Genomic DNA, 24,206 nt, shown 5'->3' on the forward strand with positions numbered 1-24,206 from the left:
CCACTTGGCGCTGGTCTTGCAAGACTTTCCCTTAGGTCAAATCACCCGGCGCAGGCGCTGTCGCAGCCATGGACTTGAATACCATCACAGCGGTCTCCCATCCGCAAACGCGGGCCGAATTACCCATTTGGACACCAGGTGATGCTTGGCTTGCGGGCGGCACGTGGCTGTTCTCGGAGCCGCAGATCCACCTCACGCGGCTGATCGATCTCACCGATCTGAAATGGCCGGCGCTGGTGATTACGCCTGGTCACCTCAGCATCGCCGCCACCTGCACGATCTCGCAACTCGATGCGCTCACCTGCCCGCCTGGCTGGCTCGCAGCACCGCTGATCGGCCAATGCTGCCGCGCCTTCCTCGCCTCTTTCAAGATCTGGAAGACAGCGACCGTCGGCGGCAATCTCTGCATGTCGCTGCCGGCGGGACCGATGATCTCGCTCACCGCCGCGCTCGACGGTGTCTGCACGATCTGGAAGGCCGGCGGCGGCGAGCAGAGGATTCCCGTCGCCGAATTTGTCACGGGCAATCAGCGCAACCGCCTCTCGCCGGGCGACCTGCTGCGCCAGATCGATATTCCGATCGCCGCGCTGAAACGCCGCTCCGCATTTCGCCAGATCTCGCTCGCGCCGGTCGGCCGGTCCGCGGCCGTTCTGATCGGAAGCCTCGATAGCAATGACGCGCTGAGGCTGACAGTGACGGCATCGACCGTGCGCCCGATCCAGATATCGTTTCCTGGGCCGACCGATGCAAGCGCACTCCGTGCCGCCATCTTCGAGGAGATCGCCGACGATCTCTATCATACCGACATCCACGGCAAGCCACTGTGGCGCAAGCACATGACGCTGCGGCTTGCCGAGGAGATCCGAGCCGAACTCATGGGTGCAACGCCGCCATGAGCTTCGACATCAACGGCACGAATTTTCCGCAAGCGCCGGGCGCCGGCCAGTGCCTGCGCACGTTCTTGCGCGAACTCGGTCATTTCGGGGTGAAAAAAGGCTGCGACGCCGGCGATTGCGGAGCCTGCACCGTGCTGCTGGATGGCGAACCCGTCCATAGCTGCCTGATCCCTGCGTTTCGCGCGGAGGGACGCGCCATCACCACGATCGAAGGCCTCGGCGACGAGCATGGCGCGCATCCGATGCAGCAAGCCTTCCTCGACGCGCAGGGCTTCCAATGCGGCTTTTGCACCGCCGGCATGATCCTGACCTGCGTTTCTCTGAACCAGGCGCAGCGCACCGATCTCGGCGCCGCGTTGAAGGGCAATATCTGCCGCTGCACCGGTTATCGCGCGATCGAGGATGCGATCAACGGCAAGAACAATGTCGAGACAGGCGTCAAAGCCGGCGGAGCTTTCGGCCGCAGCCTGCCGGCTCCCGCCGGCCCGGACGTCGTCCGCGGCACGGCGCGCTACACGTTCGACACTGAGGTCGACAACCTTCTGCACATCAAGCTGCTGCGCTCGCCACACGCACATGCCAGGATCGTTTCGATCGACAGGGCGGCGGCGATGGCCGTGCCCGGCGTGCACGCCATCCTGACGCATGAGGATGCGCCTGCGGTGCTGATCTCGACGGCACGGCACGAGAAGGACTGGATGGACCCCGAGGACACCCGAATCCTCGACGACGTCGTCCGCTTCATCGGCCAGAAAGTCGCGGCTGTCGTCGCCGAGAGCGAGGGCGCGGCCGAGGAGGCCTGCAGGCGGCTGAAGGTCGCGTACGAGATTTTGCCCGCGTTGATCGATCCTGAAATGGCGATGGCGCCGGGCGCGCCTCTCGTCCATCCTGACCGGACCGGCGCGAACCGCGTTGCGGACGCGCAGCGCAATCTCGTCGCGGAGATTCATGGCGAGTTCGGCGATGCCGCTGCGGCACTCGCTACATCCGCCGTCACGTACGAAGCCACCTTTCACAGCCACCGGGTGCAGCACGCAGCGCTGGAGACCCATGGCGGTCTCGCCTGGCTCGATGAAGCAGGTGTGCTCAATGTCCGCACTTCGACACAGGTGCCGTTCCTGACCCGGCGCGCGCTCTCGAACATCTTCCAACTGCCGATGGACAAGGTCCGGGTATTCTGCGAGCGCGTCGGCGGCGGCTTCGGCGGCAAGCAGGAGATGTTCGTCGAGGATATCCTGGCGCTCGCGGCGCTCAAGACGGGGCGTCCCGTCAAGCTCGAGCTGACCCGCGAGGAGCAATTCATCGCGACCTCGACGCGGCACCCGATGCGGGTCCACATCAAGGCCGGCGCGGATGCCGCGGGCAAGCTCACCGCGCTCCAGCTCGATGTTCTCTCCAATACCGGCGCCTACGGCAATCACGGCCCCTCGGTGATGTTCCACGCGGTGTCTGAATCGATCGCTGTCTACAAGTGCCTGAACAAGCGGGTCGACGGCTTCGTCGTCTACACCAATACGGTGCCCGCAGGCGCGTTTCGCGGCTATGGCCTGCCGCAGAGCGTGATCGCGGTGGAAGCCGCGATCGACGAGCTGGCCAGGCAGCTCGGCATCAGCCCTTACGACATGCGCCGCCGCAACATCGTCAGGCCCGGCGATCCCATGCTGTCGCCGCCCGAGTCCGGCTATCACGACGTGCTTTACGGCTCCTACGGGCTCGACCAATGCATCGACCTCGTCGAACGCGCCATGCGGACAGATGCCCCACAGCCCGAGCTGTCGCCGGAATGGCTGATCGGTGACGGCATCGCGCTGACCATGATCGACACCGTGCCGCCCGCAGGCCACATCGCCGACGCCACGATCGCGCTCAACGACGACGGCAGCTTCGATCTCACCGTCGGCACCGCCGAATTCGGTAACGGCACCAGCACCGTGCACCGGCAGATTGCCGCGACAATTTTGGCGACCACCGTCGATAGAATCCGGCTGCGCCAATCCGACACCGCCCATGGCGGCCACGACACCGGCGCTTACGGCAGCACGGGCATTTTCGTCGCCGGCAAGGCGGCGCAGGCGGCCGCGATGCAGCTTGCGGCCGAGCTGAAGGCAGCCGCCGCGCGCGCGTGGCTTTGCGATGTCGGGAGTTGCACGCTCGAGGACGAGTTCGTTGTCAGCGGCGTACGGCGGATGTCCTTTGCTGAGATCGCGAAACTCGCGCGCGAGACGGGACGTCCGCTCGTGGCCCAAGGCAATTCCCAGGGAACGCCACGGTCTGTCGGATTCAACGTGCAGGGCTTTCGCGTTGCCGTGAACAAGGGCACCGGCGAGGTCAGGATTCTCCGGAGCGTGCAGGCCGCGGACGCGGGCGTTGTCGCCAATCCCATGCAGTGTCGCGGCCAGGTCGAGGGCGGCGTCGCACAGGCGCTCGGTGCAGCGCTGTATGAGGAGATGGTGATCGACGCGGCAGGCCGCATCACCAATCCCACATTCCGTGACTATCATCTGCCGTCCTTCGCGGACGTGCCGCGCACGGAAGTGTTGTTCGCCGAGACCTCCGACACCATCGGACCACTTGGCGCGAAGTCGATGAGCGAGAGCCCGTACAATCCGGTGGCCGCCGCACTCGGCAACGCCATCGCCGATGCCACCGGCATCCGTTTCACCGGGCCGCCGTTCAAGCCGGACCGGCTGTTTCCGGCCCTGCACGACAAGTTCGGCGATTAACTGCCGCGGTACGTCGAATAGCTCCACGGCGTCACCAGCAGTGGCACGTGGTAGTGTCCCTCGGCTTCGCTGATCGCGAACCGCAACGGGATCTCGTCGAGGAACGGCGGGTCAGGGAGCTGCACGTTGCGCTCGGCGTAATATCTGGCGACACTGAAGCGGAGCTCGTAGCGGCCGATCGGCAGCGGGCGGCCGCCGATCAGCGGCTGGTCGGTGCGACCATCCGCATTGGTAACGGCGCGCGCAATGACGCGGCTCTCGCCGAGCGCAGCGAGTTCGACAAGCTCGACCGGAATGCCGGTTGCGGGCCTGCCCGTGTAATTGTCCAGCACATGCGTCGAAAGCCGGCCGTGCACCTTGAGCTTGTCATCGGCGACGACGAGCTGATCGAGCCGCAGCGCGGCGATGCGAGAGATTTCCTCGAGCGCGCGGCGCGTCTCGGTCTTGGCGATGTTCTGCAGCCGCGCGTCGAAGTCCCGCAGGATGGAATCTTTGGTGTGCCGGCGCGCGCAGACGATATAGGGGATGCCAAATTTTTCACGATATGCCTTGTTCGCCCGCTCGAAGGCCGCGTATTCGGCGTCCGACAGACGGTCGAGGCCGGCGCTGTTCTGCTCGGCACTCGAGTCAAGCGTCAGTCCCGCCGCGCGTTGGGCCTTGTTGGCGAGGTCGGGATGCGCGCGTATCAGCGCCAGTTGCTCAGCGGGCTCGGCGCTCGCAATCGCCGCCTTGATCGCGTCGAGCAGTGGATTGATCCCGGCAAACGGACGGCGCGCCGCGGCTTGTTGGGCGATCCAAGGCGAATATTCGACCACGTTTTCAAGTACGGCGACGAAATCGTCGAAGCCCGCGACATTGAGATCTGACAAGGCGATCCGCGACATTTCTTCCCTATCCGATCTCGAAAGCGTTGTCAGCAAGACCCGCATGCTTGTCGTGCCAGTGCTGCGCGATCTGAAGCCGCGTCGGTACCCAGACGCGCTCGTGCTTGCCGATGTAATCGAGGAAGCGGATCAGGCCCGCGGCGCGGCCGGGCCGGCCGGCGAGACGGCAGTGCAGCCCCACAGACATCATCTTCGGCGCAGCCTCACCCTCGGCATAGAGCACGTCAAAGGTGTCCTTCAGATAGGTGTAGAACTGCTCGCCCTCGGCAAAGCCTTGCGGGTTGATGAAGCGCATGTCGTTGGCATCGAGCGTATAGGGTATGACGAGCTGCTTGCCGCCCGCGCCCTTGACCCAGTAGGGCAGATCGTCGGCATAGGAGTCGCAGAGATAGAGCAGGCCGCCCTCCTCCATCAGCAGCCTGAGGGTGTTGGTCGAGGAGCGCCCGGTGTACCAGCCGAGCGGCCGCGAACCGGTCGCCTCGGTATGGACGCGTATCGACTCGGCGATCTCGGCGCGCTCCTGCGCTTCCGACATGTCCTTGTGCTCGATCCATTTCAGACTGTGGCTCGCGATGTCCCAACCGGACTCCTTCATCGCAGCCACAATTTCCGGATTGCGCTTCAGCGCGGTGGCGACACCGAACACGGTCGTCGGCCAGTTACGTTCCTTGAACATTCGCCACAGCCGCCAGAAGCCGGCGCGCGAGCCGTATTCGAACATGGATTCGATATTGGCGTGACGCTGGCCAGGCCAGGGCTGCGCACCGAGCACGTCGGACAGAAACGCTTCCGAGGCGCGATCGCCGTGCAAAATGTTGTTCTCGCCGCCTTCCTCGAAATTGACGACGAACTGCACCGCGACCCGCGCATTGCCGGGCCACTCCGGATGCGGCGGGTTGCGACCGTAACCGCGGAGATCGCGCGGGTAGCTGCTGTCGGTCACTCAGACTTCCTCGAAGCGGATCGGCAGCGCGCCCTTCCAGAGCACGCTCTTGCCCAGCGTCGCCAGATTCTCCAGACCGGAGGTCACGGTGATGAAGTGGTTGCCGGCGAGCTGGCCCATCTTGCTGGCGAAATGCACGCCGCCATAGGCAAGCAGGATCTCGGTCTCGCTGATTCCGCCGGGATAGAGGATGATCTGCCCGGGCGCGGGATAGCTGGTGTGGTTCTCGTAGCCGACACCGAAATCGAGGTCACCGAGCGGCATCCAGACGCCCTCGCCGCTCCAGCGCACGTGGATGATGTGGCTCTCGAACGGCAGCGCCTTCCGGAACGCCGCAACGGTCTTGGGCGCCGCCTGCTCCTCGAAGCGGGCATCGAAGGTGAAATCACCGGCGCGGATAACGAGTTTGCTCATCTCATCTCTCTGGATCGGGGGGCGATCGCGCCCCACGGGGAACTTGCAAGCAAAGAGCATTCCAGCGGGCTTCGCGCAAGTGGCGGCGCGGCGATCACAAGGGGCCAGATATTTCGACGTCGCTGTCGCGCCTGAAACCCGATTGGGCCCATTCAACCGGATTGCAAGGGTCAAGTCCATCGGCGCTCGCAGGCAGTGACTGCCGAATATTTAGCCGGCTCCGGTGCGTCGGTGCGAGAGCGGAGTCTGTTGCATGACTTTCTCCACCTCGTCATTGCGATCGCAGTGAACAATCCAGAGTTTCTCCGCGGAGGGATTCTGGCTTGCTTCGTGCGCTCGCAATGACGGAGTGAGGGGTATTGGCGTCGCCCTCCGACTCACATTTTGACTTGCAGACACACCTTCGCAACCTCGCGGCGCAATCCGCCCGAGCTTTGCTCCGTCACTCCGCCCTCTTGTCCAGGAGGGCGCAGGGAAGGCCGGGTGCCGGCTTGGCACCCACGGTCCGCTGCGCGAATGTGTAGCGCAAGAAGACCGCACAGCGGCATACAGGTGAAGCCCAACACACGGCCTTCCCTGCGCGATGGTTTGACGGCTTATGCCGCGCTCTCCCGGGAGCCGAATTCGTTCTGGCCTCCCTCGCCTCGCAGATTGGCGATGCCGTCCGCCCGGTTGGGCTCGCTGACATCTCCGCGACAGGCTTGACCGTAGCGACGACGGCCAGGACCACACGGTTTTGCCGTACGCACGTCCGTGGTGCCACAGGGTCTTGCAGCAGTGTGCACACGCACTGCAAGAATGTTGGCGAGACGAACTTCACAGCGCCGTTCGTTCGCACGCGGTTTCGGGCTCACAGGGACTACCCGCCCTGCCCGCACCTCTCGCGCCGACGCTGCCGCGTCCACCGCAAAACCCGGTTCTCGATCAGTGACGACGTACGATCGCCCCTCCAGGTCGAACCGGGATGGGCGACACATACGTCATTTCCGAATTTCGGTAAAGCGGAATGTTTTTGCCTGGAGAGGTTGACAGACCCCGCAGGTGTTTTGCCCGTCGGGCAAAGGTCAGTACGGATTGTAGTAGCGCGGGCCGCCATAGTAGCCGTAGCCCGGATCACGATAGTAGTGCGGGCCGCCGTAATAGTAGTTGTTTTCGTAGTACTCCTGGCGCCGGCTCTCGGCGATCGCGCCTCCGATCAGACCGGCCGCGACGCCCATGAAGGCGAGGCCGGCCGCGCTCGGTCCGCGGCGATAATAGCGATGACGCCGCGCAGCGCTGAAATCCGTCACGTTGGATGAGCCCTGTCCTGCGACCGGCGCGACCGCGGCCTTCGCCGGGGACGCTGCGGCCGACGGCGACACGGATGCCGCGACCAGGGCGAGACTGGCGAACGCGGCAAGCGCAGTGTTGCGGCCAAATCTCGAATTCACGGTCCTGTCACTCATTTCAACGTCCTCTGCTTTCGACCAAGAAGGAGATAAGAAAACGCTCGATAACGCACAAACCACTGAAATGGTTTCGTGATCGCGGCAATCTGCCACGCTTTGAACGATTGTAAACCAAACCGCCTGATCCAGCTTGCGCCAGTCAACCTGAGCGGAAAATGAACGGGCGCGCGCCTGTCGCGCGTCGCGACATCCTCCGCTGCTCACCGGTTCAATTAGACTCGATCAAGCCCTAGACCCGATAGCTCCAGTATTTGCGAAGCGTGTCGCCTGCGGACTGGAGGTCGAAGCGCTGGTCGGGGGCGAGTTGCTGTACGATCAGGTTGAACATGTCGTTCAGGATCGAGCGCTTCTCGCCGAAATAGGAATGGTGCAAGCCGACGAGGCTGGTGTCGACCAGCGATGCGTCGATCGTATCGATGCCCTCGACGACCGTCAGGGCATCGCCGGCCTCGCCCGCCCGGGGATAGCCGTGGACGAATTTCGAAGCCAGCAGCGCCACATCGCGCGACGACGCATAAAGGGTCACGCGCGACGCGCAGCCTTTGAACTTTGCGGCGAGCTGAACAAAACGGTCGCGGTCGATATCTGGCGCGGCAAAGACGATCTGACCGAGCTTCGCGGCGCCGGCCGGCAGCGGCCACGACGCGACCCGTTCGAGCGTGTTGATCACCGCGCGGTTGCCCATGCTGTGCGCGATGATGTGCACCCTGCCCGCTCCGACCTCGCCGAGCGCGAGCTGGAGAAACGCCTCGAAATGGTCGCGCGACCAGTCGATCGTGCTCTCGTCCACCGTGTACTTCTTGGTATCCGCCGCCGACGCCCAACTATACAACAATGTCCGGCCGGCGAACTTCAGATCCACCGCAAGCTGCGCGGCACGTCGCGCGGCATCCGCGAATGTCACGTTGTAGCCGTGGACGAAGATCAGGACGTCGTGCAAATCCGCAGCCGCGAGCGAATCCTTGAGGCTTGCGACGAAGCCCTCGCGGCCAAGCGCGCCGACGCTTTTGAGGATAACGTGCTTCTCCGGATCGGGCGAGAATTCGAGACGCCACCAGCTGGGACTGGGGAGCTCACCGAGCTCGCGGCCGCGCGTGGGCACGCTGACCTCTGCCACGCCAAAAGACAGCGCCCCGCGCGCGCCGCCGAAATAGGTCGCCGGGGTGTCGTCGCCGCGGGCGCGATCGGTGCCATAGAAGACGGGAATCGTGACGACACCGGTCGCCTCATCCGTGGTCGGCCGGACGGTATCGGGGACAACGGGCGGTGATACCCGCCCGCGACGGGTCACGGTCTCCCGGGAGGCTACGGGTGCTGCCATGTCCGCCATCACGCGCTCGACCAGTTCCACCGCCGGCGGCTCCGCGAGCAACCGCACGACCAGGAGATCGAGCGCCTGGCGAAGCTTGTCCGGATCTTCGCCCTGGCCAGCACGACCGGCGAGCGCCTGCAATTCGTCGGCGTAAGGCGGCCATTTGTCGCCCAGCAGATCCTTCAGCCGGGGCCCGAGTTCGAGCAAGGCAAGCAACAGGCGAAGCGTGTCCGACATCGCGCGTCCCTCGTCGCTGAATGCGGCCAGGCACCAGCCCTGCCGTCCATCCCTAGCCTAGAGGTTGTGAACGATCTGGCAAGTCCGCTCAGCGTGCCAGCGTCAACTTGCCCGGGAACGCGTTCTTTACGACAGTGCGCCCAGCACGCCGCGCGTGGCCTTGTCGATCTCCTCGACATAGCGGCGGCGGGCAAAAGTCTCGCTCAGGAAGCCGACCACCTTGCGGCTGTCGGTGGAATCGACCACCGCCAGCATTTCGGCCTCTGCCTCGTCGAACACCGCCATCGCGCTCTTCACGTTCATTTCCGGGATCAGCACGATGTCGGTCAGGCGCGCGAGCTCGATGACCTGGATCTCGTCGGCGATGGTGTCGAGGTCGCTCGAGAACAGGTCGGGCAGCAGGACGAGGCCGACATATTCGTCAGCATTGTTGACGATGACGATGCCGGGCCGCGATCCCAGCACGAATTCCCGCCGTGTCGCGGCGATGGTGGTGGTCGACGGCACCTTGCCGACGTCGGAACGCATCAGCCGTTCGACGGTGAGGTTGCGCAGCCAGCCGACATCGTTGGCGCTGCGGATGGTCTCGCCGCGCAGATGCAGGCGCCAGGTCGAGAAGGAATGGCCGAACATGAAGCGGACGCAGATCGAGGTGACGATGCAGCCGGCCAGCACCACGGCGGTGACGTCGACATTGCGGGTCATCTCGAGCACGAGGAACGACATGGTCAGGGGTCCGCCGACGATGGCGACGCCCAGCGTTGCCATGCCGGTCAGCATCGCCACCAGCGGGTCGATCACGAAGTGCGGACTGATCAGGAGCAGCACCGCGGAGAAGAACTTTCCGATCAGGCTGCCGACGAACAGCGAGGCGAAGAACAGACCGCCGCGGAAGCCTGACGCCAGCGAGATCAGGCACGCCGTCACCTTCAACGCGATGATGATCGCGATCAGGCCGATCGTCATGTCGTGGAAGAGATCGAGCACCATGGCGCCGTGGCCGGCCGCCAGCACCTGCGGCGTGACGAGGGCGAAGCCGCCGACGATGAAGCCGCCGATCACCGGGCGCAGCCAGACCGGCAGCCATTTGAACAGGCGCTCGAACATCGAGGACGAGCGCATCACCGCGATGCCGACGCCGCTGGTGACGAGCGCGAGTCCGATCAGCGCCAGATATTGCTCGACGCCGACGGCGCTCACTTTCGGGATTTCGAGGGAGTAAGGCGCGCCGCCGAGCCATTGCGCGGTGAGCGCGCCGGCGAGCGAGGCCGCCAGAATCGGCGCGGCGCTGCCGACCGAATAGACGCCGACGATCAGTTCGCAGGCATAGAATGCGCCGGTGATCGGCGCGCCGAAGGCGGCCGCGATCGCCGCCGCTGCGCCGCAACCGACGATCAGGCGGAGGTCGTTGCGGCGGAGGTTGAAGAATTTGCCGAACAGCGAGGCGATGCCCGAGCCGATCTGGGTGTAGCCGGCCTCGAGACCGACCGAGGCGCCGCAGCCGTTCGAGATCAGCGTCTGGCTCGATACCACCACGCTGTCGCGCATCGACAGATTGCCGCCGCGCAGCGCATTGGCCTCGATCGGGTCGACCGCGCTCGAGATCTTCAGCCGTCGCCGCCACCACTCCATGACGCCGAGCAGGAGGCCGCCGAGCGCAGGCGCGATCATCGCCGCCCAGGGACTGATGTAGGCGTTGGCCGAGAGGCGCACGTCGATGGGGATACCGTAGATCACGACATGGGCGATCTGCGCGATCTCGGCCATCAGCGTCACCACCGCGCCGGCCAGCGTGCCGATGACCAGCGACAGCGGGATCAGGTAGAACTCGTTGCTGCGCAACAGCGCGCGCAACCGCACCATGGTGCGGTTGGTCCCCTTGCCGTCGACGAAATATCTGATCCGCGCGAACACCGCTTGTGAGCCCTACCCTTCCGACAGGCCGTAGCCGGCCATGCGCTGACGCACCCGCTCGATCTCGGCGCTCGACAGCAGCGGCGGTTTGCCGATCTGGAGGCAGCCGTGATATTGCCGCGCCAACGTCTCGACCTCGACCGCGAGCCACATCGCCTTCTCGAGCGTCTTGCCGATCGCGATCATGCCGTGATGGTCGAGCAGGCATGCGAGCCGGCCTTCCAGCGCGCGCACCGCATGCTCGGACAGTTCCACTGTCCCGAAAGTGGCGTAGGGCGCACAGCGGATGCTGTCGCCGCCGGCCGCCGCGATCATGTAATGCACCGGCGGGATCTCCATGCCCATGATCGCCAGGATGGTGCAATAGGTCGGATGGGCATGCACGACGGCGTCGGCGTCGGCACGGGACTTCAGGATGTCCAGATGGAAACGCCACTCGCTGGACGGCTTCTGGCCGGGGGCATGCGAGCCGTCCATCGCCATGAACACGATCTGGTCAGGCGTCATGGCGTCATAGGGCACGCTGGTCGGGGTGATCAGCAGCCCATCGCCATGCCGCACGCTGATGTTGCCAGAGGTGCCCTGGTTGATGCCGAGCGCGTTCATGCGGCGGCAGGCGTCGATGATGGCCTGTCTCTTGTCGAGTTCGTCCGTAGTCATCGACATCTCGATTTCATCTCGACCTTCTCGTCGATTTTCTTGCCAGTTTTCTTGCCAGTTTTCTTGGCGATGGGCGTTTGATAGACCCGAAGTACGTCAAAGCAATGTGGCAGTGCAAGCGAAAGCGGCCAGGATGGCAGCGGTCTTGTTGGATGTACCGTTACACCGGAAAATAGATCGTAATATCAACCTATTAACAGATTGACGCAGCCCTACGTCAGGCTGGCCTGCACCGCCGCGATCCCGTTGATCACGAATTGCACCGAATAGGCCGCCAGCAGCATGCCGAGCACGCGCGACAACACGGCATTTCCGGTGCGCCCGAGCGTCCGCGCGATCAGCTGAGCCGAGATGAAGCAGAGCATGCAGATGAGGCAGACCGCGAGGATAATCGCGATGATGATCGCGAGCTTGCCCCCATAACCGGCATCTCCGGCGAGCAGCAGCGTGGTCGCAATCGCGCCGGGGCCGGCCATCATGGGGATGGCGAGCGGAAATACCGCGACATCGGAGGCATGCTCGGCGGTCGCCTTGTCGGCCTCCCGCGCCTCGCGATGCGGCCGGTCACCGAAGATCATCTGGTAGGACACGCCGAACAGCAGCAGTCCACCCGCGATCTGGAACGCGGGGATGCCGATCCCGAGCTGGCGCAGCAGCCAGTTTCCGACCAGCGCAATCACGACCAGGATCGAGGCCGCGATGAACGGGGCGCGCAGTGCCACCGTCCGCTTGATCGTGTCGGGCATGCCCCCGGTCGCGGCCAGAAACGCAGGCGCAAGGCCGACGGGATCGATCACCAGCAACAGCGTGACGAAGGCGGACAGGGCGAAGTCGAGCATGGCTTGGGCGTCTCGGACGAGCGTGGACGGCCAGCCATAGCGGCTTGCTGGGGCCTTCGCGAGGAACATTTGCAAACGCCGGCTCTTGATCGCGTGAGGATTGAGGAAGGGCGTGCCTTCCCGTGTCACCTCATGAGGAGGATCAATGGCTAAGAAAGCAAAGAAACGTGCGTCCAAGAAAAAGACCGCGTCGCGCCGCCCGCGCCAGGCGCCTAAGATGTTGAGCGATCTGTTTCTGGAAACACTGAAAGACATCTATTTCGCGGAGAACAAGATCATCAAGACACTGCCCAAGATGGCCAAGGCCGCCCATTCGAAAGACCTTGCCGCCGCCTTCAACAAGCATCTGCGGGAGACGCAGGGCCAGGTCAAACGTCTGGAGCAGATCTTCCGGATGCTGAACAAGCCCGCGCGCGGCAAGCCATGCGAGGCGATCAACGGCATTACCGACGAAGGCGCCGAGATCATGAAGGATTTCAAGAACGCCCCTGCCCTCGACGCCGGCCTGCTCGCGGCGGCGCAGGCCGTCGAGCATTACGAGATCTCCCGTTACGGCACATTGCGCACCTGGGCCGAGGAGCTCGGCATGCCCGAGGCGGCAAGGTTGCTTCAGGCCACGCTGGACGAGGAAGAGGCCACCGATCACACGCTGACCGAGCTCGCCACATCAGTGATCAACCTTGAAGCGGAGGCCGAATACCGCGAAGCCGCCTGATCCACGTCCCGCCCAATTGTTGCCTTCGGCGCCGCGGAACATCTTTCGCGGCGTCGATGCGTCTGAGCGCAAGGGCCCCCTCCCGATCGAGGGGCCAGGCATGCCCCAGACGAGCGATGCTGGAATTTGCGGGAACCATCACCATATCCCCGTCTTCCAACCGCAGCGCCTTCCCCGAGTTTTGCCATGCAACCTAAAAATCCCTTTGACTGGATGCTGTCCGAGGCCCTCGACCAGCTGACCCGCGCCGAACGGCTGCGGCAGCAGTTCGGCCGTCAGGAAGCCTGCTGGGAGCCGCCGATCGACGTGCTCGAGACCGAGCACGAGCTCCTGATCCTGGTCGCGCTTCCCGGCGTCAATCCTGACAATGTCGAGACGGTGATCCAGGACGGCGTGCTCGTCATCTCGGGCCAGCGCACGCTTCCGCCGGAGCTTCGCAACGCCCGCATCCACCGGCTCGAGCTGCCGCAGGGGCGTTTTGAGCGTCGCATTGCATTGCCCCTTGGCCGCTACGCCATCAGCCGCTTCGTGATGGACGGCTGCGTCGCACTGCGCCTCGCCAAATCCTGAGGTCGATCATGGCCACCGAACAGATGAACACCGAACAGACCAATTCCGACGTGAATATCCCCGAAGACGCGCTGATCATCATCCCCGTGCGCGAGATGGTGCTGTTTCCCGGCGCCATCGCACCGATCGCGATCGGCCGGGCGAAGTCCATCGCCGCCGCCCAGCAGGCGCTGCGTGAGCAGCGCCCTGTCGGCATCGTGCTTCAGCGCAGCCCCGAGATCGAGGAGCCTGGCCCGGACGATCTCTATAAGGTCGCGACCATCGCCAACATCGTGCGCTACATCACCGCGCCCGACGGAACGCATCACATCGTCTGCCAGGGCGTGCAGCGCGTGCGCATTGTCGACTTCCTGCCGGGGACGCCGTTCCCGGCTGCGCGCATCCAGCAGATCCCCGAGCCGACCACGACTTCGCCCGAGATCGAGGCGCGTGCGCTGAATCTGCAGCGCCAGGCCATCGAGGCGATCGAGCTGCTGCCGCAGGCGCCGCCCGAGCTGGTCGCGATGTTCCAGAACACCACCGCGCCCGGCGCGCTGGCGGATCTGGCGACGTCGTTCATGGACATCAAGCCGCAGGACAAGCAGGAGGTGCTGGAGACCATCGACCTCGCCTTGCGCGTCGAGAAGGTGTCGAAGCACCTGGCCGAGCGGCTGGAAGTGCTGCGCATCTCCAATGAAATCGGCCAGAAGACCCGCGCGACGTTCGACGAACGGCAGCGCGAGGCGATCCTGCGCGAGCAGATGGCCACCATTCAGCGCCAGCTGGGCGAAGGCGACGGCAAGGCTGCCGAGGTCGCCGAGCTGACGGCTGCCATCGCCAAGGCCAACATGCCGCCAGAGGCGGATGCGCACGCGAAGAAGGAGCTGCGTCGCTACGAGCGCATGCCGGAGGCTGCCGGTGAATCCGGCATGGTCCGCACCTATCTGGACTGGCTGATCGAGCTGCCGTGGGCGCTGCCCCCGGAGAAGCCGATCGACATCAAGGAAGCACGCCGCATCCTGGATGCGGATCACTTCGGCCTGGAGAAGATCAAGAGCCGGATCATCGAATATCTGGCGGTGCGCAAGCTGGCACCGCAGGGCAAGGCCCCGATCCTGTGCTTCGTCGGCCCGCCCGGCGTCGGCAAGACCTCGCTGGGCCAGTCCATCGCACGCGCGATGGATCGCCCCTTCGTGCGCGTCAGCCTCGGCGGTGTGCATGACGAGGCTGAGATCCGCGGTCACCGGCGCACTTATATCGGCGCGCTGCCCGGCAACATCATCCAGGGCATCAAGAAGGCGGGCAGCCGCAACTGCGTCATGATGCTGGACGAGATCGACAAGATGGGCCGTGGCGTGCAGGGCGATCCCTCTGCCGCCATGCTGGAGGTGCTCGACCCCGAACAGAACGGGACGTTCCGGGACAATTACCTGGCCGTGCCCTTCGACCTGTCGCGCGTGGTCTTCATCGCAACGGCCAACATGCTGGATCAGATTCCTGGTCCGCTGCTGGACCGCATGGAGTTGATCAGCCTCGCTGGCTACACCGAAGAGGAGAAGCTGGAGATCGCGAAGCGCTATCTGGTGCGGCGGCAGATCGAGGCCAACGGCTTGACGGCCGAGCAGGCCGAGATCGAGCCGGAGGCGCTGAGGCTGGTGGTCAAGGGTTACACCCGCGAAGCCGGTGTGCGTAACCTCGAGCGCGAGATCGGCAAGCTGTTCCGCCATGCCGCGGTGCAAGTCGCTGAAGGAACGGCCACGAAGGTCGTGATCACGGCGAAGGACATCGGCGACGTGCTGGGACAGCCGCGCTTCGAAGGCGAGATCGCGCAGCGCACCAGCATTCCGGGCGTGGCCACAGGCCTCGCCTGGACGCCGGTCGGCGGCGACATCCTGTTCATCGAGGCCTCACGCGTGCCCGGCCGGGGCAGCATGATCCTGACCGGCCAGCTCGGCGACGTCATGCGCGAGAGCGTGCAGGCGGCGATGACGCTGGTGAAAAGCAAAGCCTCCCAGCTCGGCATCGAGCCGCAGGTGTTCGAGAAGAGCGACATCCACGTTCACGTCCCGGCGGGTGCAACCCCGAAGGACGGGCCGAGCGCGGGCGTGGCGATGTTCACGGCGCTGACGTCACTGCTCACCAATCGCACGGTGCGCAGTGACACGGCGATGACCGGCGAGATCTCGCTGCGTGGTCTGGTGCTGCCGGTTGGCGGTATCAAGGAGAAGGTGGTGGCTGCGGCCGCTGCCGGCTTGAAGCGGGTGATGCTGCCGGCGCGCAACAAGCGGGACTACGACGACATCCCGAAGAGCGCGCGGGACAATTTGGAATTCATCTGGCTGGAGCGCGTCGACGAAGCCATCGCTGCCGCGCTCGAGCCGGCGGAAACCAAGCCTGACGTCAAGATCGAAGCGGCGGAGTGATGCGATGAAGAAATTGCTGGAAGGAGCGAAGCGCTCGCGGAAGGCACAGCGGCTGCGCCAGCTGCTCGGTCGTGCCATCGACCGGGTGCGCGATGCACTTGCAGGACCGGAGCCGCGGCTTCAGCCGATCCCGGTCCGGGTGAAGCGCCGCAAGGGCTGATCCCCTCCGTATCGGCCCCTGCGTCACTCAAACCAAAAGGCCCCCTCTCATCGAGGGGGCCTTTGCGTTATCAGGCCACGGCGTCCTTGGCGGCCTTGACCGGGCGGGCGCGGACGATCTTCCGGGCCGGCTTGGCCTTGAACATCATCTCTTCACCCGTGAACGGGTTGGTGCCCTTGCGCGCCTTGGTCGCGGGCTTCTTGATGACCACGAACTTGGCGAAGCCCGGCACCAGGAACAGGCCGCTCTTCTTGAGCTCCTTGTGGCCGACGTCGGTCAGCGTCTCCATGACGTTCTTGACGTCGCGCTTGGAGAGCTCGGTGGCGGTCGCGATCTTTTCGATCAGCTGCGATTTCGACATTTGGGTTGGCATCGTGTCTCCTCTGATTCGTTGCCGGTTGCATATTAGACCAACCGGCGAAGGCCTATAGCCTTCTGCACAGTTTTGTCGCGGTTTTACGGGCTTTTTTGGCCCCCTGCGACAAAAACCCCTGCATTTTAGCGGCTTCCAGAGCGGAAGGTGCCTTGGGCAGCGGTTTTTGCCTTGTTTCAAAGGCCCGCAAGCAGCCTTGCTAAAGCTGATTCGATGCTTTCGACAAGCGACGACCGGCCTCTTTGTGAGAGGAGGAGCGCGATTCACCCTGAAAAATAAGGCTGGATCGTCGCTCTGAGGCGTTTCCCCCTGCCTTTTACGGGGCGCGGGGAGCTAGATGCGCTCGATGATGACCGCCGGAGCCATGCCTCCGGCGGCGCACATGGTCACGAGGCCGCGCTTGAGATCGCGCCGTTCGAGCTCGTCGAGCACGGTGCCGATCAGGATCGAGCCGGTCGCGCCGATGGGATGACCGAGCGCGATCGAGCCGCCGTTGACGTTGACCTTGGCGCGATCGAGCTTGAGATCGCGGATGTATTTTTCCGCAACGACCGCAAAGGCCTCATTGATCTCGAAGAGATCAATGTCGTCGACGGTGAGCCCGGCCTTCGCCAGCACCTTCCGCGTCGCCGGCACCGGTGCATTCAACATCAGGGTCGGCGAGTCCCCCATGTTGGCCATCGCGACCACGCGAGCGCGCGGCTTCAGGCCGTGCGCCTTGGCGTAGGACGGCGAGGCCAGCAGGATTGCGGCGGCGCCGTCGACGACGCCGGACGAGTTGCCGGCGTGGTGCATGAAGTCGATGTTGAGGTCAGGATATTTCTGCAGGATCAGGCCGCGATAGGTCGTGCCCTTGTCGTCCAGCGCATAGTCGGCGACCGCAGGGAATGCCGGCTTCAGCGCAGCAAGCCCCTCCATCGTGGTCTGCGGCCGCGGGTACTCTTCATGGTCGAGCGCGAGGCTGCCGTCCTCGCGATGGACGGGCACGAGGCTCTTCTTGAAGTGACCGCCGGCAATCGCCTGCGCAGCGCGCTTCTGGCTTTCCAGCCCGAGCGCGTCGACGTCCTGCCGCGTGATACCTTCCAGCGTCGCGATCGCGTCGGCGCAGACGCCCTGATGAGACTGCGGATGCCGCGCGCGCAGGCGCAGATTGCCGGAGTCCATCATCATCGGACCGCCGCCACGACGTCCCTCCATCGACATCATCTCGCAGCCGCCTGCGATGACGAGGTCTTCCGCGCCCGCCATGATCGAGGATGCCGCCATGTTGACGCTGGTGATGCCGGAGCCACAGAAGCGGTCCAGCGTCACGGCGCTGGCGCGCACGTCGTAGCCGGCATCGAGCGCCGACATGCGGCCGAGGTCGCCGCCTTGCGTTGCGACCTGTGCGCTACAGCCCCAGACGATGTCGTCGACATCGGCCGTGTCGATGCCGGTGCGGTCCGCCAGCGCACGCAGCACGGTCGCGCCGAGCTGCTGCGGATGAATGCCCGACAATGCTCCCTTGCCGGCCTTGCCGACGCCGCGCGGGGTACGGCAGGCGTCGATGATCAGCGCGTCGGTCATGGGCGTTGTCCTCTTGTTGTGAGCGTTGAGGACGGTTTTGAATCAGGGGGAGAGTGGAGTCAATGAGCGGCGAACATGCCCCTCTCTCCCGGATTTTCCGCTGCGCGTAAAATCCTGCCTCACGCCCCCGCGGCGTTCTTCGCGATCACGTTGCGGTAGAAGCTCGCGCTGAGTTTGGGCGTTCGCATCTGGGTGTCGAAATTGACGTGGTACAGCCCAAACCGCTTGTTGAGCCCGTATACCCATTCGAAATTGTCCATCAGGCTCCAGAGGAAGTAACCGCGCACCGGCACGCCCTCGGCGGTAGCGCGCTGGAGCTGGGCGAGATAGTTGCGAAGGTACATGATGCGGTCGGTGTCGTAGATCTTGCCGTCTTGCGTCACCTGGTCGTCGCCGGAAGTGCCGTTCTCGCTGATGTAGATCGCGTTCGTCTTCCAGATCTTGGCGGCGAGCCTCGGCACCCAGTAGATCGTCTCCGGGCCGACGCGGAGCCAGTCCGAATTCATGTGCGGAAAGGCCTTCGGGATCGGCAGCGGCATGAAGCCCGCCCCCTGATCGGACGCGACGATGTAGTGTTGCGGCGCGTAGATGTTGAGGCCGAGGAAATCGACCGGCGAGGAGATGATCTTCAACTCCGCATCAGTGTATTTCGGCGCGTCGGCGCCGGCATATTTCAGAAACGCATCGGTGTAGCGACCGGTCATGATGACGTTGAGATAGCCGCCGTTCATCTCCCGCAGCGCGATCTCGGCGGCGCGGACGTTCTCGGGCGTATCGATCGCGGGAATACAGGCATCAATATTTTCGGCCGGCCCGACCCGCGTGCCGCGGCGGCCATGGGCGCGTACCGCCTGCACCGCGAGCCCGTGCGCAAGCGCGCTGTTGTGCCTGATCTGGTTCACTTCGGCTTGCGGCAAGGTCAGGCCCGGCGCATCGATTCCGATGCCATAACCGAAATAGACGAAGCGGCCGCTCTCGTTCAGCGTGAACACGTTCTTGACGCGATCGGTCAGGTGCTCGGCGACATAGGCTGCGTAGTCGCCGAATATCTTGCAGGTCTCGGTCGAGCGCCAGCCGCCGAAGCGATCCTGCAGCGATTGCGGCAGATCCCAGTGATAAAGCGTCAGCCACGGCTCGATGCCGTTCTTGAGGAGCTCGTCGACCAGGCGATTATAGAAGTCGAGTCCTTTCGGGTTCGGCTTGCCGTCGCCGTCAGGAAATACCCGCGGCCAGGCCACGGAGAAGCGATAGGCCTTGCAGCCGAGTTCCCTGATGAGCGCGATGTCTTCCTTGTAGCGATGGTAGTGCTCAACGGCGCGGTCGCCGGTGGTACCGTCCTCGATCTTGCCGGGGATACGCACGAACTTGTCCCAGATCGAGGCTCCTCGCCCGTCCTCTTCGACCGCACCCTCGACCTGATAGGACGAGGTCGCGGTGCCCCAGACGAAGCCTGCCGGGAAGCCGCCGGCGCTGCGTGGCGCCGTTGCCGGCTTGGCCTCCGCGACCTCAAGAGGAGCCGTGATTCCAGCGGCGGACAGACCCGCGATTTTCGCGAACTGGCGACGCGAGACCTTGTCCGACATTGATGCTGCCTCCGGCTGATTGCTGCGGCGGCACCATGGCGGGGCGGAAGCGTTTTGAGAAGCGCCCGCACCGAGATTTCAGGATGCAGAATTGCGCCGCGCGGGCGCACCATGTCGGGGCAGGCAATGCGGCGAGCCGCGATGGCTTCTGTGCTCAGCGCGAGCGTTTCGGCAACCTTGGAAGCTTGCCGGGATTGAACGCTGGGACCTGCCCGGCTGGTTCGGGCGATGCCGCCGGCGGTTCCGTCAGAATGAGCGTTCCCTGCAGGACGACTCCCCGCGCCTGCCCTGCTGTCGCCGTGTAGGTCGCAATCTTGCCGGGGCACGTCCCTTCGATGTCCAGCGTGAGTTCATCATAGACGCCGAAGACCGTGACGCGTCCCTCGGTATGGCGCTTGGTCAAAACGGTCGCGGTGAAGCGATCGCCATCAACCCTGCACGAGCCGTGATACGTCATCAGGCTGTCGCGGCCCCAAATCTGGCCGTCTGCGACATGGACAATGCCGGTGCCCTGATCGAGCGGCGTGTTGTACCACGCCGCGTAGGTACCATCCTTCAGCATGGGAGCAGTCTCCCCCTGGTCTCGCCACGCCAATCATCCGCACGATCAGCGCTAAAGCCCGGTTAACGACGCGGCCCGTACCAACCCGGTAGGCCGCCTCGGAGACTTCAAGTTCCTTGATCAAGTTCAGGATGATGAACGCCCGCCAGGCGAGCGCCGGGGCGATTTCGCGCGAACGTCAGCCCCTGTTGCACGCTCGGCGTGCCTTTGCTACGCTGAGGTACGTGCCTCATTTCACCTCACGGGCCGGCGGGTGACCGCGCCTGCCGCAAGGATGCGGTCGGCGGCCGACCTGCGCGGCCCGCGAGATTGAGACATGCGCCCAATTCGGGCTCAAGCAGAGTTGGCCTTCATGAAGGGCTGACCGCACAAGGGGAGGATGAACATGCAGCGTCTCTTGATCGCAGGTGTATCTGTCGCATTCACAATTGCTCTGGGCCTCGGTTCGGCGAACGCGGCCGACAAGAAGGTTCTGGCCTTCGTCGTCAACGGCGCGTCCGACTTCTGGAAGATCGCGGAAGCCGGCGTCAAGAAGGCCCAGGGCGAGCTGCCCAATTACAATCTTCAGCTCAAATATCCGGAACAGGCCGCCGCTGCCGTTCAGCAGCGCATGATGGACGACCTCGTCGCTGCCGGTGCCGCCGGCATTATGGTGAGCGCGGTCGATCCGAAGAACCAGGTCGAGCATCTCAACAAGATCGCCTCGCAGACGCTGCTGTTCACCACCGACAGCGATGCGCCGAACTCGAAGCGCATCGCCTATATCGGCTCGTCCAACGTCGATCTCGGCAAGGACGCCGGCAAGCTGATGCTCAAGGCGCTGCCGAACGGCGGCAAGTGCGTCGGCTTCGTCGGTCTGCCCGGCGCCGACAACGCGCGCGAGCGCATCGAGGGCGTCAAGGAGACCATCAAGGGCTCGAAAGTCGAGCTGGTCGACGTTCGCGGCGACGAGATCGATCAGACCCGCGCCAAGCGCAACGTCGAGGACATCCTCGCCGCCATGCCTGACGTGAGCTGCCTGGTCGGCTTCTACTCCTACAACACGCCGCGCATCTATGAAGTGCTGAAGGAGGCCGGCAAGCTCGGCAAGATCCAGATCATCGGTTTCGACGAGGATCCGATCACGCTGGGCGGCGTCAAGGAAGGCGCGATTGCCGGCACTGTCGTGCAGCAGCCCTTCGAGTGGGGCTATCAGGGCATGAAGCTGATGGCGAAGTACATCGAGGGCGACAAGTCCGGCGTGCCCGCCAACGGCATCATCATCGTGCCCGGCAAGGTCATCGACAAAGCCAATGTCGACGACTTCATGGCCTCGATGAAGTCGATGCTCAAGAAGTAGGAGACCTGCGGGCGTTGCCCGCAACCGTCAATGCCTGAGCCTTTTCTCGAACTGATCGACATCAGCAAGAGCTATCCCGGCGTGGTCGCACTCGACCACGTCGGCCTTGCCGTGTCGCCGGGCGAGGTGATCGCCCTGATCGGCGAGAACGGCGCCGGCAAGTCGACGCTGATGCGGGTGCTCGGCGGCGTGGTCGAGCCGAGCGGCGGCAGCATCCGCGTCGACGGCGCCGAGCGGAGCGCGTTCACCGTGGCCGAGGCGATCGCCGCCGGCATCGCCTTCGTGCATCAGGAACTCAATCTCTTCGACAATCTCGACGTCGCCGGCAACGTATTCATCGGCCGCGAGCCCGTGCATGGCGGGCCGCTGCGGCTGATCGACCGCAAGGCGCTCTACGCCAGGACACAGCCGCTGCTGGACCGCCTGGGGGCCGATTTCGCGCCGGACGCGCCGCTCGCCGAGCTGTCGCTGGCGCAGCGTCAGCTCGTCGAGATCATGAAGGCGCTGTCGCTCGATGCGCGGCTCGTCATCATGGACGAACCGACCTCCAGCCTGACGCTGGCCGAGACCGACCGGCTGATGCGGGTCATCGCCGGCCTCAAGGAAGACGGCGTCAGCATCATCTTCATCACGCATCGCCTCAACGAGGTGATGCAATGTGCCGACCGCGCCGTGGTGTTGCGCGACGGGCGCATGGTCGGCGCGCTGACCCGCGCCGAGCTGTCTCCTGCGGCCATGATCCGCCTGATGATCGGGCGTGACCTCAAATCGCTCTACGTGCCGCCGGCCGCTCCGCCCGGCGAGGCCGTGCTCGACATCGTCGAGGCCGTGACCGAAACCTATCCGGAGCGCGCGGTGAGCTTGTCGGTTCGACGCGGCGAGATCCTGGGGCTCGCAGGCCTCGTCGGTTCCGGACGCACCGAGCTGGCGCGCGCGATCTTTGGTGTCGACCCGCTCCGCGACGGCGTGATCAGGCTCGAGGGCGATCCGATCCGGGTCGCGAACCCGCGCGCGGCGATCGACCATGGCATCTACCTGATCCCGGAGGACCGCAAGGCCTGCGGGCTCCTGCTCGACGTGTCGATCGCGGAGAACATTTCGCTGCCGGACCTGTCGTCCTATCTGCGCTTCTTCCTGGTGAACACGGCGCAGGAGACCGAGAATGCCCGCAGCCAGCGCGAGCGGCTCAAGATCCGCGCGCCCGACGTCAAGACCACGGTCGGCTCGTTGTCCGGCGGCAATCAGCAGAAGGTCGTGCTGGCCAAATGGCTGTCGATGCGGCCCAAGGTGCTGATCTTCGACGAGCCGACGCGCGGCGTCGACGTCGGCGCCAAGCAGGAGATCTACGAGATGCTGCGCCGGCTGACGGACGCGGGCGTCGCGATCCTGATGATTTCGAGCGACATGGAGGAGGTGATCGGGGTCAGCGACCGGATCGCCGTCATGCACGAGGGTGCGATCTCGGGTTTCCTCGATCGCAGCCAGTTCAGCGAGCACAACGTGCTCCAGTTGGCCGTCGGCCACGCGGTTGAGATGAGGGTGCCTTGAACAAGAAAGATCTGAGCCTGCTGGTCCTGATCCTCGTCGTCGGCGCGGTCGTGGCCTTCATCAATCCGCGTTTCCTCTACGTCGGCAATCTCTCCAACACGCTGAACCAGGTCGGGATGTTCGGCATCTTCTCGATCGCGGAAGCCTTCGTCATCATCATCGGCGGGATCGAGCTCTCGGTCGGATCGGTGATCGCGCTGCTCGGCGTTCTCTTCATCGACCTCATCGTCAATCACGACGTCAACTGGATGCTCGCCTTTGCCGCGATCATCGCGAGCGGCCTCGTGATCGGCGTCGTGCACGGCGCGCTGGTGACGCGGATGCATATCCAGCCGTTCGTGGTGACGCTGTGCGGACTTTTGATCTATCGCGGCGCGGCGCGCTATTACACCGAGGACGCGACCGCCGGCTTCGGCTACGGCGCGAGCTTCCCGACGCTGGAATGGCTGATGGCCGGCCGCACCAACGTCCTGGGCTTTCCGCTGCCGCACAGCGTGGTGGCGCTGATCGTGGTCGCCGCCGTTGCGTGGGTGCTGCTGCACCGCTCGGTATTCGGCCGCTACCTCTACGCCGTCGGCAAGAACGAGGAGGCCGCGCGCTATTCCGGCATCCGCTCCGAGCGCGTGATGATCTCCGCCTACGTCATCTGCGGCGGGCTGACCGCGTTCGCCGCGATCCTGTTCGCGATGTACACCCGCTCGATCTCGCCGGCCGTGCACGGCTCGTTCTATGAGCTCTATGCCATTGCAGCGGCCGTGCTCGGCGGCTGCTCGCTGCGCGGCGGCGAAGGCTCGATCATCGGCGTCGTGCTCGGCACCGTGCTGCTCCAGGTGCTGCAGAACCTCGTCAATCTGCTGGGCATCCCGAGTTCGCTGAACTTCGCGGTGATGGGCGCGGTGATCCTGATCGGCGTGCTCGCCGACCAGTATCTCGTCCAGCGCCGGCAGCGCGTGGGTGCGGCCAAGGGCCGAGGGCAGCCGAGCCTCGCGGCCGCCCCGCTCGAGCAGGTGAAGGCGGAGTGAGGAAGCCCGAAAACAACCCCATGCACAGTAGGCGAGGACAGCGAAATCAAAAGCTTAAGACGTGATGAGATCGGGGTAAATCGTCATCGCGCATGA

Annotated in this window: 21 protein-coding genes; 9 read left to right on the forward strand and 12 right to left on the reverse strand. The window is 64.6% G+C overall.

The features are described from left to right. The first annotated feature begins 68 nt into the window (after positions 1–68). On the forward strand, positions 69–896 hold the full coding sequence (locus JQ631_RS21130; protein WP_212328851.1) for an FAD binding domain-containing protein: 828 nt from the start codon (positions 69–71) through the stop codon (positions 894–896). Beyond that, positions 893–3,619, forward strand: coding sequence for a molybdopterin-dependent oxidoreductase (locus JQ631_RS21135; protein ID WP_212328853.1), 2,727 nt, complete (start codon positions 893–895; stop codon positions 3,617–3,619). Before JQ631_RS21130 ends, JQ631_RS21135 begins: the two co-directional genes overlap by 4 nt. Here the strand turns inward: JQ631_RS21135 and uraD are convergent. The 8 genes from uraD to JQ631_RS21175 form a co-directional block, all read right to left on the reverse strand. After that, positions 3,616–4,503, reverse strand: a complete 888-nt coding sequence (gene uraD, locus JQ631_RS21140) for a 2-oxo-4-hydroxy-4-carboxy-5-ureidoimidazoline decarboxylase (RefSeq protein ID WP_212328855.1) — start codon at positions 4,501–4,503, stop codon at positions 3,616–3,618. The two genes, JQ631_RS21135 and uraD, sit on opposite strands and share 4 nt — an antisense overlap. 7 nt (positions 4,504–4,510) lie before the next feature. Continuing rightward, positions 4,511–5,446: an allantoinase PuuE gene (puuE, locus tag JQ631_RS21145; RefSeq protein WP_212328857.1), complete on the reverse strand. Its 936-nt coding sequence runs from the start codon at positions 5,444–5,446 to the stop codon at positions 4,511–4,513. Next, a complete protein-coding gene (locus JQ631_RS21150) occupies positions 5,447–5,860 on the reverse strand; it encodes a DUF3830 family protein (protein WP_188096533.1) in 414 nt (137 codons plus the stop codon). Between the two features lie 1,064 nt (positions 5,861–6,924). After that, complete coding sequence (locus tag JQ631_RS21155) at positions 6,925–7,305, reverse strand: hypothetical protein (RefSeq protein WP_212328859.1); 381 nt, start codon at positions 7,303–7,305, stop codon at positions 6,925–6,927. A 232-nt stretch (positions 7,306–7,537) separates the two neighbouring features. Further along, positions 7,538–8,857: an alpha/beta hydrolase gene (locus tag JQ631_RS21160; protein ID WP_212328861.1), complete on the reverse strand. Its 1,320-nt coding sequence runs from the start codon at positions 8,855–8,857 to the stop codon at positions 7,538–7,540. Between the two features lie 126 nt (positions 8,858–8,983). Then, complete coding sequence (locus JQ631_RS21165; RefSeq protein WP_212328863.1) at positions 8,984–10,771, reverse strand: chloride channel protein; 1,788 nt, start codon at positions 10,769–10,771, stop codon at positions 8,984–8,986. A 12-nt stretch (positions 10,772–10,783) separates the two neighbouring features. Then, a complete protein-coding gene (locus JQ631_RS21170) occupies positions 10,784–11,437 on the reverse strand; it encodes an L-fuculose-phosphate aldolase (protein ID WP_212328864.1) in 654 nt (217 codons plus the stop codon). A gap of 206 nt (positions 11,438–11,643) precedes the next feature. Continuing rightward, positions 11,644–12,270, reverse strand: coding sequence for a MarC family protein (locus JQ631_RS21175; RefSeq protein ID WP_212328866.1), 627 nt, complete (start codon positions 12,268–12,270; stop codon positions 11,644–11,646). A gap of 145 nt (positions 12,271–12,415) precedes the next feature. Between JQ631_RS21175 and JQ631_RS21180 the strand changes: the two genes are divergently transcribed. The 4 genes from JQ631_RS21180 to JQ631_RS21195 all read left to right on the forward strand — a co-directional run bounded on the left by JQ631_RS21180 (position 12,416) and on the right by JQ631_RS21195 (position 16,117). Beyond that, a complete protein-coding gene (locus tag JQ631_RS21180; RefSeq protein WP_212328868.1) occupies positions 12,416–12,985 on the forward strand; it encodes a YciE/YciF ferroxidase family protein in 570 nt (189 codons plus the stop codon). A 186-nt stretch (positions 12,986–13,171) separates the two neighbouring features. After that, on the forward strand, positions 13,172–13,555 hold the full coding sequence (locus JQ631_RS21185) for an Hsp20/alpha crystallin family protein (RefSeq protein ID WP_212328869.1): 384 nt from the start codon (positions 13,172–13,174) through the stop codon (positions 13,553–13,555). Between the two features lie 8 nt (positions 13,556–13,563). Next, positions 13,564–15,957: an endopeptidase La gene (lon, locus tag JQ631_RS21190; protein ID WP_212328870.1), complete on the forward strand. Its 2,394-nt coding sequence runs from the start codon at positions 13,564–13,566 to the stop codon at positions 15,955–15,957. 4 nt (positions 15,958–15,961) lie between these two features. Then, positions 15,962–16,117, forward strand: coding sequence for a hypothetical protein (locus JQ631_RS21195; protein ID WP_212328871.1), 156 nt, complete (start codon positions 15,962–15,964; stop codon positions 16,115–16,117). A 70-nt stretch (positions 16,118–16,187) separates the two neighbouring features. Here the strand turns inward: JQ631_RS21195 and JQ631_RS21200 are convergent, their stop codons facing one another. The 4 genes from JQ631_RS21200 to JQ631_RS21215 all read right to left on the reverse strand — a co-directional run bounded on the left by JQ631_RS21200 (position 16,188) and on the right by JQ631_RS21215 (position 20,201). Further along, a complete protein-coding gene (locus tag JQ631_RS21200) occupies positions 16,188–16,490 on the reverse strand; it encodes an HU family DNA-binding protein (protein WP_195803191.1) in 303 nt (100 codons plus the stop codon). A 333-nt stretch (positions 16,491–16,823) separates the two neighbouring features. Then, positions 16,824–18,056 carry an acetyl-CoA C-acetyltransferase gene (locus tag JQ631_RS21205; protein ID WP_212328872.1) on the reverse strand — a complete coding sequence of 411 codons (1,233 nt, stop codon included), beginning with the start codon at positions 18,054–18,056 and terminating at the stop codon, positions 16,824–16,826. Positions 18,057–18,175: 119 nt separating this feature from the next. After that, the gene (locus JQ631_RS21210; RefSeq protein ID WP_212328873.1) at positions 18,176–19,639 is read right to left on the reverse strand and encodes a GH1 family beta-glucosidase; all 1,464 of its coding nucleotides are present in this window, start codon (positions 19,637–19,639) and stop codon (positions 18,176–18,178) included. 154 nt (positions 19,640–19,793) lie between these two features. Continuing rightward, the gene (locus tag JQ631_RS21215) at positions 19,794–20,201 is read right to left on the reverse strand and encodes a hypothetical protein (RefSeq protein ID WP_212328875.1); all 408 of its coding nucleotides are present in this window, start codon (positions 20,199–20,201) and stop codon (positions 19,794–19,796) included. Between the two features lie 385 nt (positions 20,202–20,586). Here JQ631_RS21215 and JQ631_RS21220 point away from each other — a divergent pair, with 385 nt between their 5' ends. The 3 genes from JQ631_RS21220 to JQ631_RS21230 are packed head-to-tail and all read left to right on the forward strand — an operon-like array spanning position 20,587 to position 24,110. Then, on the forward strand, positions 20,587–21,540 hold the full coding sequence (locus tag JQ631_RS21220; protein ID WP_212328877.1) for a sugar-binding protein: 954 nt from the start codon (positions 20,587–20,589) through the stop codon (positions 21,538–21,540). A 30-nt stretch (positions 21,541–21,570) separates the two neighbouring features. Beyond that, positions 21,571–23,088, forward strand: a complete 1,518-nt coding sequence (locus JQ631_RS21225) for a sugar ABC transporter ATP-binding protein (RefSeq protein WP_212328879.1) — start codon at positions 21,571–21,573, stop codon at positions 23,086–23,088. Beyond that, positions 23,085–24,110: an ABC transporter permease gene (locus tag JQ631_RS21230; RefSeq protein ID WP_212328880.1), complete on the forward strand. Its 1,026-nt coding sequence runs from the start codon at positions 23,085–23,087 to the stop codon at positions 24,108–24,110. The genes JQ631_RS21225 and JQ631_RS21230 overlap by 4 nt, the downstream gene beginning before the upstream one ends. The last annotated feature ends 96 nt before the right edge of the window (positions 24,111–24,206 follow it).

It is taken from the genome of Bradyrhizobium manausense (assembly GCF_018131105.1).
GTDB classification, from domain to species: Bacteria; Pseudomonadota; Alphaproteobacteria; order Rhizobiales; family Xanthobacteraceae; genus Bradyrhizobium; species Bradyrhizobium manausense_B.